We start from the raw sequence: 12,913 nt of genomic DNA, 5'->3' as shown, positions 1-12,913 counted from the left end.
CATGACTAAAACACAAGAAACAGCAGTTGAAACTCAATCCATGAAGCGCGACTACTACAAGCTTTTCATCAACGGCGAACAAGTCGATGCGAGCAACGGTGCCCGCACGAAAGTCGTTAACCCTGCCACAGGGGAAGTTTTTGCTGAAGTAGCCAAAGCGACGCAAGAGGATGCTCAACGTGCTGTTGAAGCAGCTAGAGCAGCATTTGACAATGGGAAATGGAAACGTACTCCTACAGGACGCCGTGCCCGCGTTTTGAACAAAATTGCGGCGATCATGCGCAGCCGTTTCAACGAACTCGTTGAATTGGAAGTTCTGAACACAGGTAAATCAATCGGTGCTGCCCAAGCACAGGTCAACCAAGCGGTAGAAGACTTCGAATTCTACGCAGGCGCGATTGTTGCTCACCGTGGTTCTGTCAATAACGTCCCTGGACAATTCCACAACTACACGGAAAAAGAGCCGATTGGCGTTGCTGCGCAAATCATCCCTTGGAACTATCCATTGATGATGGCTGCTTGGAAAATAGCGCCGGCAATCGCTGCGGGCTGTTCCGTTATCATTAAGCCAGCATCTTTGACTCCATTGACAGCGATCATCCTAGGGGAAATCTGTCATGAAGCAGGTGTTCCAGAAGGTGTCGTCAACATCCTTCCAGGTTCTGGTTCTGAAATTGGAAACTTCCTAGTCGAACACGAACTAGTCAACAAAGTGGCATTCACAGGATCAACTCCAATCGGTAAAGATATCATGGCGCGCGCTTCCAGCACTTTGAAACGTGTAACACTCGAACTTGGCGGTAAATCACCGAACCTCGTATTCGAAGATGCAGATATCGATGCAGCAGTAGACGGTTCTATCTACGGTATCTTCAACAACACGGGACAATCTTGTGAAGCAAGGTCACGTCTGTACATCCACGAAAGCATTTATGATGAGTTCATGGAGAAATTCATTGAGAAAACGAACCGAATCGTTCTGGGCGATCCATTCAGCCAAGAGACGCATGTTGGCGCGGTGATCGACCAAGGTCAATTGGACACAGTGAAATATTATGTTCAATCCGCAATCGATGAAGGTGCTGAAATCTTGGCGGGCGGAAAACAACTACACCCAGAAGGCTTCGAAAACGGCTTCTGGTATGCGCCGACTATCATCGGTAATGTCACACAAGACATGAAGGTCGTTCAAGAAGAAATCTTCGGACCAGTTGTTGTCGTTTCGAAATTCTCTGATGAGAAGGAAGCGATCAAATTGGCGAACGACACAGAATTCGGTCTTGGCTCTGCGATCTGGTCGAAAGACGGAGCGAGATGTACTCGTGTGGCGAATCAGATTGAAGCAGGAATCGTCATGGTCAACTGCCCATTCTCCGCATTCCCTGGAACACCATTCGGCGGATACAAACAATCCGGTTTCGGCCGCGAGCTAGCAATTGAAACATTGGACCTTTATTCAGAAACGAAGAGCATTATGTCTTACTTCGGTGCACGTCCACTGAATCCGTTTGGACTATAAAATGGGCAATGAGGAACAGGGGCCAGTCGGCCACCTGTTCCTTGCTCATTCAACACATAGGGGGAAAACTGATGATCAAGAATATTGTAGTTGTCGGATCCGGCGTCATGGGCAGAGGAATCGCCTATGTTGGAGCGACAGGCGGATACTCCGTCACCATCGTTGATATCAATCAAGACGCTCTGCAAAACGCGGAAAAAGAAATCGACCTGATTTTTGACAAAGGGCTGGAGCGAGGCAAAATTACAAATGAAGCGGCTGAGCAGGCGCGCGAAAATCTGTACTATGCAACGGATCTGGCGGAAGCCGCCAAATCAGCGGACCTTGTTATTGAAGCGGTTCCTGAAATTGCGAATATTAAAAAAGGTGTATTTGAAACGATCGAAGAACATGCTCCGGCACATTGCTATTTCGCAACAAACACATCGACGATGAGCCCGACGGAAATCGCATCGTATGCAAAACGTCCGGAAATGACGATTGCGATGCACTTCTTCAATCCTGTACATAAAATGCCGTTAGTCGAAATCATCCGTGGACTCGAAACAAGTGATGAAACTGCTGACGTAATCCGGCAGGTCGCTATCAATATGGGGAAAGAGACAGTTGTCATCAACGAGTTCCCGGGATTCGTTACAAGCCGGATCAGCGCTCTAGTTGGAAACGAAGCATTCTATATGCTGCAGGAAGGACTCGGAACTCCGGAAGAAATCGATAAGGCAATCAAATTAGGTTTGAATTACCCGATGGGACCTTTCGAGCTCGTCGACTTGGTCGGCCTCGATGCCCGTCTGAACAATCTGAGATACATGCATGAAAAACTGGGCGAAAAATATCGTCCGGCGCCGTTGCTCGAACAATATGTCAAAGCGGGACGCCTGGGCCGGAAAAGCGGCAAAGGGGTCTATGACTATACACAGAAGGAGAAGGGTGACAAATGAAGGAAGTCGTAATCGTTGATGCCGTCCGCACGCCGTTCGGCCGATATAAAGGTGCATTGAAGTCGGTAAGGCCCGATGATTTGGGCGCAGTCGTCATTAAAGCTTTATTGGAACGAAATCCGAAATTACCGCCTGAGCAAATTGAAGAAGTCGTCTTCGGAAACGCCAATCAGGCAGGAGAAGATAACCGGAACGTCGCGAGAATGTCTGCATTGCTCGCGGGGCTTCCAATCGAAGTCGGCGGCACGACAGTGAACCGTCTATGCGGTTCGGGCCTTGATGCAGTCATGTACGCTGCAAGAGCAATCATGGCAAATGAAGGGGACATCTATATCGCGGGTGGAACAGAAAGCATGACGCGCGCTCCATTCGTCATGGGAAAACCAGAAGTGGATTACCCACGTGGCGATATGAAAATGTTTGACACGACTATCGGCTGGCGTTTCACAAACAAAAAGCTAGAAGCGATGTACGGCTCCGACACGATGCCGAAAACGGCTGAAAATGTAGCGGAACGTTTCAATATCACACGCGAAGAGCAAGATGCGTTCGCTTTGGAAAGCCAGCGACGCGCAAAAAAAGCGATGGAAGAGAATGCATTCAAAGATGAAATCGTCCCTGTCGTCTACAAAGACCGGAAAGGAAATGAAATTGTCGTCGATACCGATGAACATCCACGTCCGGAAACGACACCAGAAGCTTTAGGCAAACTGCGTCCAATCTTCGAAGGCGGCACGGTAACTGCCGGTAATGCTTCCGGAGTGAATGATGGTGCTGCGGCCCTACTCGTCATGAGTGCAGAAAAAGCGAAAGAGCTAGGTTTGAAACCGTTAGCAAAATACGTAGTCGGTGCAACAGCTGGACTGGAGCCAGCTGTCATGGGTCTAGGCCCAATCTACGCATCCCAAAAAGCAATGCAGCGCGCTGGTTTGACAGTAGACGATATCGGCCTAGTCGAACTGAACGAAGCCTTCGCTTCCCAATCATTGGAGTGTATTCGCCAACTGGAATTGGATACGGAAAAAGTCAATGTCAACGGCGGAGCAATCGCATTCGGCCATCCACTCGGTGCAAGTGGTGCGCGTATTTTGACTACTCTTATCTATGAAATGAATAAGCGTGATACCCAATACGGTCTGGCAACGATGTGTATCGGCGTCGGCCAAGGTATTGCTACGATCGTAGAAAAAGCATAAAAATGAGTGAATGGAAAGGGACTGTCTCATAAGTCGCTTGCCCAAGTATATTACCGCAAAAAGCAAGGGCGGCGGGAGACTCCTGCGGGAAAGCCGGCCGGCAAGACCCCGCACGGCTGCAAGCCGCAGGAGGCTTGGCGGCTGGCCCGCGGAAAGCGACCAGAGCCCTTGCTTTTTGATTGTTCAACGGTAAGGTTGGCTTTTTAAGATAGCCCTTTCTTTCAACAAGGAGTGGGAACAACATGGAACCTATTTTATATGAAAAGAAAGACAATATCGCTTATGTAACGATCAATCGCGAAGAAGCGCTAAACTGCTTTAACTATGAGGCGCTTCAAAAATTACAGGAAGTAACCGATTCCATCGCTTTGGATCCGGAAGTCCGTGTTGTCATTTTCACAGGTGCCGGGGAGAAGGCTTTCAGTGCGGGAGCCGACTTGAAAGAGCGGAAAACTTTGAATGATACTGAAGTAAGACGGAACGTAAAAGCAATTCGCAATGCCTTCAACAGTATTGCCGAACTACCACAGCCAACGATTGCGGCGGTTAATGGATATGCACTTGGCGGCGGGTTCGAACTCATGGTGGCTTGCGACTTCCCGATTGCCGTGAAAGAAGCGACACTTGGTTTAACGGAAACAAGCTGGGCGATCATCCCGGGAGCGGGCGGTACACAGCGCTTGCCACGCCTGATTGGTGAGATGAAAGCGAAGGAATTGATCTTCACGGCGAAACGGTTGACGGCAGAGGAAGCATATGACATCGGCCTCCTCCTGCAAGTGGTGGAGAAAGAAAATCTGATTTCCAGCTGTGTGCAATTAGCCGAAAACATTTTGAAAAACGGACCGGTTGCCATCAAACAAGCAAAATATGCAATTAATGAAGGTATGAATACCGACTTGCGGACGGGTCTTGCAATCGAGTCAAAAGCATACGAATTGACTATCCCGACAGAAGATCGGATGGAAGCTCTTCACGCCTTCAGTGAAAAGAGAAAGCCCGTATTCTCAGGCAAATAATCTTGTCTGCCACTCTCCCTCATTGCTATAATGGAAAGGAGAATACGGAGAATAACAGATGAAAGCGTGGTTAGTTCCATTTCAAATACACAATCAATGATTTTCACGATATTTGGTGATTACATTCGTCATTATGGAAACAAAATATGGATTGGCAGTTTAATCAGGCTGATGAAGGAATTCGGTCACAATGAGCAATCTGTGCGGGTCGCTGTTTCACGTATGATGAAATTGGGATGGTTCAATACCGAAAGGCAAGGGAAAAAGAGCTACTATTATCTGACCCCTCGGGGTGTGTCCCGGATGGATGAAGCGGCGTCGCGTATCTTTAAACTGGATCCACATGCGTGGGACGGGAAATGGCGGATGCTCATGTATACGATTCCGGAAGAGAAGCGACAAATCCGGGATGAACTCCGGAAGGAATTGCTATGGAGTGGATTCGGCAGCTTCTCCAATGGGTGCTGGATTTCTCCGAACAACCTGGAAAAAGAAGTGAATCTCTTAATTGAGAAGTATGAGATCAGTGAGTATGTTGATTTCTTTATTTCAGAACATCGAGGTCCGCAAACAGACCGATCCCTTGTGGAGAGGAGCTGGCCGTTGGAAGAGATTGAGGAAAAGTACGAAGAGTTCATCTCCACGTACAGTAAGAAATATATCATCTCCAACAGCCAAATGGAGAGCGGCCAGATGACAGATGCTCAATGTTTCGTGGAAAGGACGAATCTTGTCCACGAATATCGGAAATTTCTATTTACGGACCCGGGCCTTCCGAAAGAACTTCTTCCCGATATGTGGAATGGGAACCACGCGGCACTTTTATTTGCTCAATATTATAAACTGCTTGCCCAACCCGCAAGCCGTTTTTTCGAAGAGGTTTTTCGAAAAGACAATGATTTGAGCCATAAAGATGAATCCTACGATGCAATCGATCATCCGATGATTATCCGATAGGATGGCCGGCGAGACGACGCCCGGCTGGAGTAACCTCCAATGCTTTCGGGACTGTCGCATCTGTAAAGTGGAGATGAAAAAACCGGGAGCTTTTGTGCAGCTGCCGGTTTTTTTGTTAAGCTTGTTCGGTTTCGTCTTTCAGGATTTCATTAAAATCATATCCTTTTTGGACGTATGTGTCGATGGAAAGCTGGATCAGGTCCAAGTCTTCTTGCGTCAGTTCACGGACGACCTTACCAGGAGAACCGACAACCAATGAGCGGGGCGGGATGACTTTTCCGGATGGGATAAGGGTATTCGCTCCGATAATACATTCTTCGCCAATTTCTGCATTGTCGAGAATGGTGGTTCCCATCCCAATAATAGAGCGCTTTCTAATTGTGCACCCATGCAGGATGACGTTGTGGCCGACCGTCACTTCGTCTTCGACTAAGACAGGAGCTCCTTCATATAAATGGATGGTGGAGTTGTCCTGGATGCTGCATCGTTTCCCAATCGTAATGGAGCCTTCATCTCCACGTAATACCGCATTGAACCAGATGGTGGACTCTTCGTCGATGGTCACGTCCCCGATCAGATAGGCACCCGGGGCGACGAATACCGATGGATGTACATCCGCTTTTTTGCCGTTGTATGGAATAATCATCACTATTACCTCCGTTTGCTGGAAAAGCATTCTATCATTCTATTTTAACACAAATTACTTAATCTATAGAGGGGAGAGCTTGCCGTATGAATGAACTCTGTACAGTATTATCAATCCGATACCCAATCCTTCAAGGAGGAATGGGGAATATTAGTAGTACGAAGTTGGCAATCGCTGTTTCGGAAGCTGGAGGACTCGGGACGATCGGTTGCGGAACATCGGAAGTCGAGGAAGTCGAAGAAAAGATCATTGAAATCAAAAAGGGCACATCCAAAAGTTTTGCGGTCAATATCGCCATCGGTGTAACACCACATACCGACGAACTGATCGACTTGGTCATTAAACATAAAGTGCCTGTCGTATCGCTGTCGGCCGGTAACCCAGCACCCTACATACCGCGTCTTCATGAAAACGGGATCAAAGCCATTGCTATCGTAGCAGCAGTTAAACATGCGCAAAAAGCGGAGCAGGCGGGAGCGGATGTGTTGGTGGCGGAAGGATTTGAAGCGGCGGGTATCAATTCAAACTTGGAGTTGACCACATTTACGTTGATTCCACAAATTGCGGCGAGCGTGAATATTCCAGTCGCGGCAGCAGGAGGAATCGGAGATGGAAAAGGATTGGCCGCTGCGCTTGCTTTAGGTGCATCCGGAGTGCAAATGGGCACTCGTTTCATCGCAACTCAGGAAATGCCGGTCCATGATGTCTATAAGCAACGGCTGATCGATGCTTCGGACACGGAGACGATGATCATCGGCCGTAACGTCGGGCGGGTCCGCCGCGTATTGAAAAACGATTACGCGGAAGAGCTGTTCAAACGGGAACGGGAAGGTTTGACATTGGAACAATTCAATGAGCTGACGACAGAGAAGCAACATATCCAAGGGGCCATCGACGGTGATATGAAACAAGGCTTCATCAATGGCGGACAAGTGTCCGGGCTCATTTCGGATATCCCGACCGTCAAAGAACTGCTGGACGGAATGATCCGTGATGCCCAAGATACGCTGAGCCGTTCCCTTGATGGAATCAAGAGTATATAGGATGATGGGGCCAACTAGATTCAGCCAACGTACTGAAGGGGGGAAGAGACATGTTGCAGAAATTAGAAGAGATTAAAAACAATCTGCCTTATTTTCAACAAACCTATCCAGAAGATACATGCATGATCTTATGTGATAAGGACACGATCATCGGATACTTGCCTGGAGAGAGGGTCGACTTGAAATTAAAAGTCGGTGAAAAGATGGAAAAGTATAAGGGAGCTGCCACTTATAAAGTGTTGCAGAGCGGAAAACAGCTTCGGGAGGAAGTCCCCGCCAATTTCCTGGGGATACCTTATATTTCATCATGCATCCCACTATATGAAAATGGACAATTGATAGGCGCCTTGGCGGCAGTCACCTCAAACGAAAAAATTGAGAACTTGCGGAAAAGCGCGGATGAACTAAGCAAAGTGATCGAACAAATGACAGTATTTTCGGAAGAAATTACGAAAGCGACAGACACTTCCGCCTCTCGGTTGCAAGAGCTGTCCCAGCAATCTGAAACGATGAAAGATAATATGAAAAACATCGAACGGATCATTGGGCATGTGAAAGGGATTGCTCAAAAGTCGAATATCCTTGGGTTAAACGCAGCTATTGAAGCCGCTCGATCCGGAGAAAGCGGGAAAGGATTCGCTGTCGTGGCTGATGAAATCCGAAAGATGGCGGCCAATAGCAATACCGCCGCAGAGGACATTCAAAAGCAACTGGAGCTCACGGAACAAGATATCCTGAATATCAATAACTCCGTCCAAGATGTGGCTGCGCAAACGGAGGAATATTCGGCAAGTATCCAGGAATTCCATTCGATGCTGGAACAAGTCTCGGCTACGGCCAGTTTGCTAAGCGATCAGGGGAAAGTGTAAGCAGTAAATTAGGATTCTTTCGATTCTCCCTATAAAATAGGTATATAGTTAGTATGGGGAGATGAATATCTTGAGCATTTACAACTACTTGGTACGGAAGCCGAATGGGGAAATCCTATCGATGGAAACGTACCGGGGAAAAGCGATCTTGATTGTCAATACGGCCAGTCAGTGCCGATTTACGTATCAGTTTGAAGAGCTTCAGAAAATGTACAATCAGTACAAAGAGCAAAATTTTGTCGTATTGGGATTTCCTTGTGATCAATTCGGCCAGCAGAATCCGGAAAACGGGGAAGAATCCGTTCAATTTTGCCAATTGAACTATGGGGTCAACTTTCCGGTCTTCGATCTTGTACAGGTGAACGGGGAGGGGATGGATCCGCTCTTCTCCTATTTGAAACATGAAGTGCCATTTCGGGAACTGGACGAATCGGTGATGACGGAAAAAATGCTGAAGATGAGATTGCAGGAAGAATATCCTGATTATTTAATCGGCAGGAACATTCGTTGGAACTTTACGAAATTCCTAGTGGATGCGAATGGAAAAGTCATCAAACGGTTCGAGCCGACCGATTCTGCGTTGGATATCGAGGAGGAAATCGAACGAGTTCTGCCTCAAGCTGCTCTGTCATAAGGCGAGCAGGCAATAGACGAAGAAAGGGCTATCCGCGACGACAGCAGATAGCCCTTTTTCAATCTTCGTCTTTTATATCGAGATCAGGCGGAAGCGGTTCGCTCCAATAATCCTCAATCAGTTGTTTTGCCGTTTCCAACTGCTCGAAATAGAGGCTGAATTGGGCTTGATTGACTAGGAACTGATCGCCGTCGTGCACTGCACGGATACGGCCGTCCAAAATATACTTTTCCACTTGTTCGACGGGCATGCCCAAGTATTCGGCAGTTTCCTCGATAGTTCTATACATAGAAATCGACTCCTCGATAGAGTGGATTTTAGATTAGTTTTTCCAGCTTTAACCGTTTATTGAGCGCCAGCATGAGGGGGATGCCCACTGCCATGACGACGAATTCCCCAACCGCGACGAACAGCCACGTGAGAAGGAAAGGGAAGCCTAGTACTAAATTCAATTCGAACGCGATGATGCACATCGTGAAGGTGAAGACCAATGTGTTGACGATCATCCGCTTGAACGGGCTGGCTATGAAACGGCCGGCCAGAATGGTGATGCCCAAAGAGAGGATAGAATGACCGACGCCGAACACCAAGTCGATCGGCCCCAAGTCGGAAAACAGCATATTCGCGACAAAGACCCCGAGCACCACGCCGTAGATGTATTTCTTGTTAAACACGACGAGGTGGTTGAATATCTCAGAAACCCGGAATTGGACATTCGTAAATCCAAACGGCGCTACCAAAAACGTGACAGCGACATACAACGCAGCGATAATTCCGCTCGTTGCCAAGGTTTTGACTTTCATTATTCTGTTCCTCCTAGTTTTTTTACGTGGGATGGTTTCGAACCACGGGCAAAAAAGCCTGCCTTTTAATGTAGCATAGTTTTACGGTTACGTACATGCTTTTAGAGGATTATATCATTATTACTCATTGGGCCCATACAATCGTTTGGCCGGATTGCCTGAATCGCCAAGTTGGACACGCTTGTTCAGTGTATTTTTCCAGTTGGTCGCGAGCCATTCGCATGCGGCTAGCGCGGCAGCCTGTTCTATGTCTTCTTTATTAACGTGCATGACGTGATTGCAATTGGCGATTGTCCATTCCGGAGCGGGCCGGCTGACTAATGTCAATGTCTGTCCGGCGTGGATAAACCCTTCTTGAAGCACGCGGAAATACCAGCCGGTTTTACCGGAGTTTTGGATAAGCAAGGAAAGATCCTTTCGTTTAAACCGCCGTGCAGGTTTCCAGCAAGGCTGCCTCGGTTGTGAGACTTGAATCAACGCACCTCCGATTTCATATGTGTCCCCTATGCAAACATCCCGTTCCAGCATGTTTAACAAGGATAGATTTTCACCCATCCCGCCCGCCTGCATCGCCGTCAAGCCATATTCCTGATGAAAAAAGGAATAGTGTTCAACTGGATAGGCAAATACCGCTTTCTCGGGTCCTCCATGATTTTTCAGATCTGCTTGGCCGTCTCCCTCCAAGTTTGTTCGACCGACCCAGATTTCACCTGAAATCGCTTCTTTGAAAATCCCGCTTTTCCATTCCCGTTCCATTGGCGATGCCGCCTCTTTTTCTCCAACCGTTTTCGGTTTGCCTGTAAATATCTGTTGTACTAGAAAATTCAAAGCCGTTCCCCTCTTTCTAATCTTCTACAAACAGTATATAGTAACGGTAAACTAATTCGTAATAAAGCAAGCCTGCCGTTCATAGCAAGGGGTGGCTTTGCGCAATGGAGGAGAATTTGAATGGAAAAGGATAAGACAGTCGCTTGGACGGAACTTCATCTCGAACAATGGAAGCTTCATATCGCTGCTACGCCAAAAGGGCTTTGCTATGTCGGGTCCCCCGGGGCACCATTTGAGGAGCTGGCGGAATGGGTTAGCAAACGGCTTCCTGATTATGAAGTGGTGGAGGATGAAAAAACACTGGAACACTATGCAAGGGAATTGAAGGAGTATTTAGAGGGGCGGCGCAAAGACTTTTCGATGGCAGTTGATTTGCACGGGACTGCTTTCCAACAATCGGTTTGGGAGGCGTTGCTGGGGATTCCGTTTGGCGAAACCGTCACCTATTCCAAAATGGCAGAACGACTCCAAAAACCGAGCGCCGTCCGGGCGGTTGCTTCGGCAATTGGAGCCAATCCAGTCATGATCGCCGTGCCATGCCACCGGGTCATCGCAAAAAATGGGAAGCTCGCTGGTTTTCGAGGCGGCTTGGAAATGAAGGAAAAATTGCTTTTATTAGAAAGTTGAGCTTTTTATGCGCTATTGTGTTCTGTTTTGTATATGATAAGAGCGGCATCGTTGGAATGCACTATGAACCAAAGGAGTATGCATTATGACTATTAACGTAAAAGCCATTATCGGAAGCACGAGTTCCACGTCCCATAACTTGAAAGTGGTCGAGTTTATGAGAAAACGGTATTCGGAACAATTACAGATCACGCCGGTCTTCATCAACGATCTCGAAACGTTTTCCATCGATATTGAAAATGAAGCACCCCCTGCAGTGCAGGGGTTCAAGGAGGATGTAAAAGACTCGGATGCTGTGTTAATTGCGGTTCCTGAATACAATTACTCCATCCCAGGCGCCTTGAAAAACGCGATTGATTGGTGTTCGCGGGGAGATTTGGTACTGCAAGGGAAACCGACCTTTTTAATTGGAGCTTCCATAGGAGCATTGGGGACCGTCCGTGCGCAGCTTCACTTGAAAGAAATTCTAACCAACCCGATGCTTGCCCCGGTCATCTTACCGGGCAATGACGTGTTCATCGGTACTGTGCAAAATAAGTTGGATGCAGAGGGCGATATCACGGATCAGGCGACCATTGATTTTCTTGATAAGGTTGTACAGAACTTTGTCGAGTTTTATAAGAAGAACAGGGCAGGAGCATAAGGAAGGAAAACAGATCACACCGGACCGAGACGTTCGATGAGATCTGTTTTTTCATATTTTCTAGGTTTTCTTGCACCCGGCCGACGTTTGCTTGCAAGAATGGGTAAGTTGCTTGCACTGGACTTTGGTTTCATTGCGTGCACCGCTTGTTTGCTTGCAACTCAAGCTTATCCGCCAGTTAAGCATAGGAATGCAAGCCGGCGATAACGAGGTTTACAAATACTTGATTGAACACAATAAGGCCAAAACCGATAATGGACATCCAGGCGGTTCGTGTTCTTTCCCATCCTGAAGATAACCGTAAATGCAGGAAGCCCGCATAGAACAACCATGTGATGCGTGCCCACACTTCCTTCGGATCCCATCCCCAGAAACGCCCCCATGCAATATGTGCCCAAATCATCGCGAAAAGTAAGCCGCCTAATGAGAATAAGGGGAAGCCGACAATTACAGAGCGATACGAGATTTCATCCATAATGGTGGGACTTACTTTCTTGGTGAGCGGCTTCAATAATTGGAGAATCCGTTTTCGCGTCGCCATCCGGGTTATCCAATATAACACGGTGCCTACAAGGAATGCCCAAAGAATCGTATTGCTCTTTTGGGCATCAATTGAATTTGTCACCTTGATAACCCCGACGGATTCCTCCCGATCTACCAACACAGCTCCTTCATTCACGAGAATCGCTGGAAGGATATATGTGACTTTCTCTAGGATTTGCTCCTTGTTCTCAAACCGTATGACTTTCTCCTCCGTCATGCTGGAAGAGATGGCAAGCGGAAATGGTACAAATAAAAGTCGGCGAGCGTATTAAAAATATAAAAATTGAGGATGTTTACTATATAGAAACATCCGCCATACCGCATAGATTGACCTTGTATGAACGGCATGGGTATTATGAATTCTACGGTAAACTGATAGATTTTGAAGCACTGGGCGAGCCCTTCTATCGAAGTCATAAAAGCTTTCTGATCAATTTATGCCATGTGAAAGAACTGAATAAAAAAGAACGGACTGTCACCATGGCAAATGGGGATAGATGTCTGATTTCATTTCGTGCATTTCGTGAATTGGGACGCAGGCTATCTCATAAGGATAATTAGCAATAGGCGGACAAGTTATTGCGTGAGGGGGAAAAATCAAAAATTATAGAAGAAATTGGGGTGTATTCAAAATGAGGAAGAGTT

The 12,913-nt window shown here is 47.3% G+C and carries 16 protein-coding genes and 1 riboswitch; of the genes, 11 read left to right on the top strand and 5 right to left on the bottom strand.

All coding sequences use genetic code 11. The features are described from left to right. Nucleotide 1: 1 nt before the first annotated feature. The 5 genes from MKY41_RS12645 to paaX all read left to right on the top strand — a co-directional run bounded on the left by MKY41_RS12645 (nt 2) and on the right by paaX (nt 5,632). Complete coding sequence (locus MKY41_RS12645) at nt 2-1,519, top strand: aldehyde dehydrogenase family protein (protein ID WP_340745353.1); 1,518 nt, start codon at nt 2-4, stop codon at nt 1,517-1,519. Between the two features lie 71 nt (nt 1,520-1,590). Continuing rightward, a complete protein-coding gene (locus tag MKY41_RS12640) occupies nt 1,591-2,460 on the top strand; it encodes a 3-hydroxyacyl-CoA dehydrogenase (protein WP_340745352.1) in 870 nt (289 codons plus the stop codon). Next, complete coding sequence (locus MKY41_RS12635) at nt 2,457-3,656, top strand: thiolase family protein (protein WP_340745351.1); 1,200 nt, start codon at nt 2,457-2,459, stop codon at nt 3,654-3,656. The genes MKY41_RS12640 and MKY41_RS12635 overlap by 4 nt, the downstream gene beginning before the upstream one ends. A gap of 242 nt (nt 3,657-3,898) precedes the next feature. Next, nucleotides 3,899-4,675 carry an enoyl-CoA hydratase-related protein gene (locus MKY41_RS12630; RefSeq protein WP_340745350.1) on the top strand — a complete coding sequence of 259 codons (777 nt, stop codon included), beginning with the start codon at nt 3,899-3,901 and terminating at the stop codon, nt 4,673-4,675. A 96-nt stretch (nt 4,676-4,771) separates the two neighbouring features. After that, nucleotides 4,772-5,632 (top strand): phenylacetic acid degradation operon negative regulatory protein PaaX, encoded by an 861-nt coding sequence (gene paaX / locus MKY41_RS12625; protein WP_340745349.1) that lies wholly within the window; start codon nt 4,772-4,774, stop codon nt 5,630-5,632. Between the two features lie 115 nt (nt 5,633-5,747). On the opposite strand, the gene MKY41_RS12620 is transcribed toward paaX, so the two are convergent. Next, on the bottom strand, nt 5,748-6,278 hold the full coding sequence (locus MKY41_RS12620) for a gamma carbonic anhydrase family protein (RefSeq protein ID WP_340745348.1): 531 nt from the start codon (nt 6,276-6,278) through the stop codon (nt 5,748-5,750). 86 nt (nt 6,279-6,364) lie between these two features. Between MKY41_RS12620 and MKY41_RS12615 the strand changes: the two genes are divergently transcribed. The 3 genes from MKY41_RS12615 (at nt 6,365) to MKY41_RS12605 (ending at nt 8,824) form a co-directional block, all read left to right on the top strand. Further along, nucleotides 6,365-7,321 (top strand): NAD(P)H-dependent flavin oxidoreductase, encoded by a 957-nt coding sequence (locus MKY41_RS12615; RefSeq protein WP_340745347.1) that lies wholly within the window; start codon nt 6,365-6,367, stop codon nt 7,319-7,321. Nucleotides 7,322-7,371: 50 nt separating this feature from the next. Beyond that, on the top strand, nt 7,372-8,190 hold the full coding sequence (locus MKY41_RS12610; protein WP_340745346.1) for a methyl-accepting chemotaxis protein: 819 nt from the start codon (nt 7,372-7,374) through the stop codon (nt 8,188-8,190). 70 nt (nt 8,191-8,260) lie between these two features. Further along, nucleotides 8,261-8,824 (top strand): glutathione peroxidase, encoded by a 564-nt coding sequence (locus MKY41_RS12605; RefSeq protein ID WP_340745345.1) that lies wholly within the window; start codon nt 8,261-8,263, stop codon nt 8,822-8,824. 58 nt (nt 8,825-8,882) lie between these two features. Here the strand turns inward: MKY41_RS12605 and MKY41_RS12600 are convergent, their stop codons facing one another. The 3 genes from MKY41_RS12600 to MKY41_RS12590 all read right to left on the bottom strand — a co-directional run bounded on the left by MKY41_RS12600 (nt 8,883) and on the right by MKY41_RS12590 (nt 10,455). Continuing rightward, complete coding sequence (locus MKY41_RS12600) at nt 8,883-9,113, bottom strand: excisionase family DNA-binding protein (protein ID WP_340745344.1); 231 nt, start codon at nt 9,111-9,113, stop codon at nt 8,883-8,885. Between the two features lie 28 nt (nt 9,114-9,141). Continuing rightward, a complete protein-coding gene (locus MKY41_RS12595; protein WP_340745343.1) occupies nt 9,142-9,627 on the bottom strand; it encodes a QueT transporter family protein in 486 nt (161 codons plus the stop codon). Between the two features lie 7 nt (nt 9,628-9,634). Further along, a riboswitch (PreQ1 riboswitch) is annotated at nt 9,635-9,679 on the bottom strand. 68 nt (nt 9,680-9,747) lie between these two features. Continuing rightward, entirely contained in the window at nt 9,748-10,455 is a 708-nt protein-coding gene (locus MKY41_RS12590) for an MOSC domain-containing protein (protein WP_340745342.1), read from the bottom strand. Between the two features lie 120 nt (nt 10,456-10,575). Between MKY41_RS12590 and MKY41_RS12585 the strand changes: the two genes are divergently transcribed. Continuing rightward, the gene (locus MKY41_RS12585; RefSeq protein WP_340745341.1) at nt 10,576-11,082 is read left to right on the top strand and encodes a methylated-DNA--[protein]-cysteine S-methyltransferase; all 507 of its coding nucleotides are present in this window, start codon (nt 10,576-10,578) and stop codon (nt 11,080-11,082) included. Between the two features lie 85 nt (nt 11,083-11,167). Beyond that, nucleotides 11,168-11,725, top strand: coding sequence for an NADPH-dependent FMN reductase (locus tag MKY41_RS12580; protein ID WP_340745340.1), 558 nt, complete (start codon nt 11,168-11,170; stop codon nt 11,723-11,725). Nucleotides 11,726-11,903: 178 nt separating this feature from the next. On the opposite strand, the gene ccsA is transcribed toward MKY41_RS12580, so the two are convergent. Continuing rightward, the gene (gene ccsA / locus MKY41_RS12575; protein ID WP_340745339.1) at nt 11,904-12,386 is read right to left on the bottom strand and encodes a cytochrome c biogenesis protein CcsA; all 483 of its coding nucleotides are present in this window, start codon (nt 12,384-12,386) and stop codon (nt 11,904-11,906) included. A gap of 122 nt (nt 12,387-12,508) precedes the next feature. Here ccsA and MKY41_RS12570 point away from each other — a divergent pair, with 122 nt between their 5' ends. After that, nucleotides 12,509-12,829, top strand: a complete 321-nt coding sequence (locus tag MKY41_RS12570) for a LytR/AlgR family response regulator transcription factor (RefSeq protein WP_340745338.1) — start codon at nt 12,509-12,511, stop codon at nt 12,827-12,829. Nucleotides 12,830-12,913: the final 84 nt, after the last annotated feature.

This window comes from Sporosarcina sp. FSL W7-1349 (genome assembly GCF_038003045.1).
Lineage (GTDB): Bacteria > Bacillota > Bacilli > Bacillales_A > Planococcaceae > Sporosarcina.
Note: the sequence above shows the minus strand (reverse complement) of the source record. Positions and strands in the feature narration are given on the sequence as shown.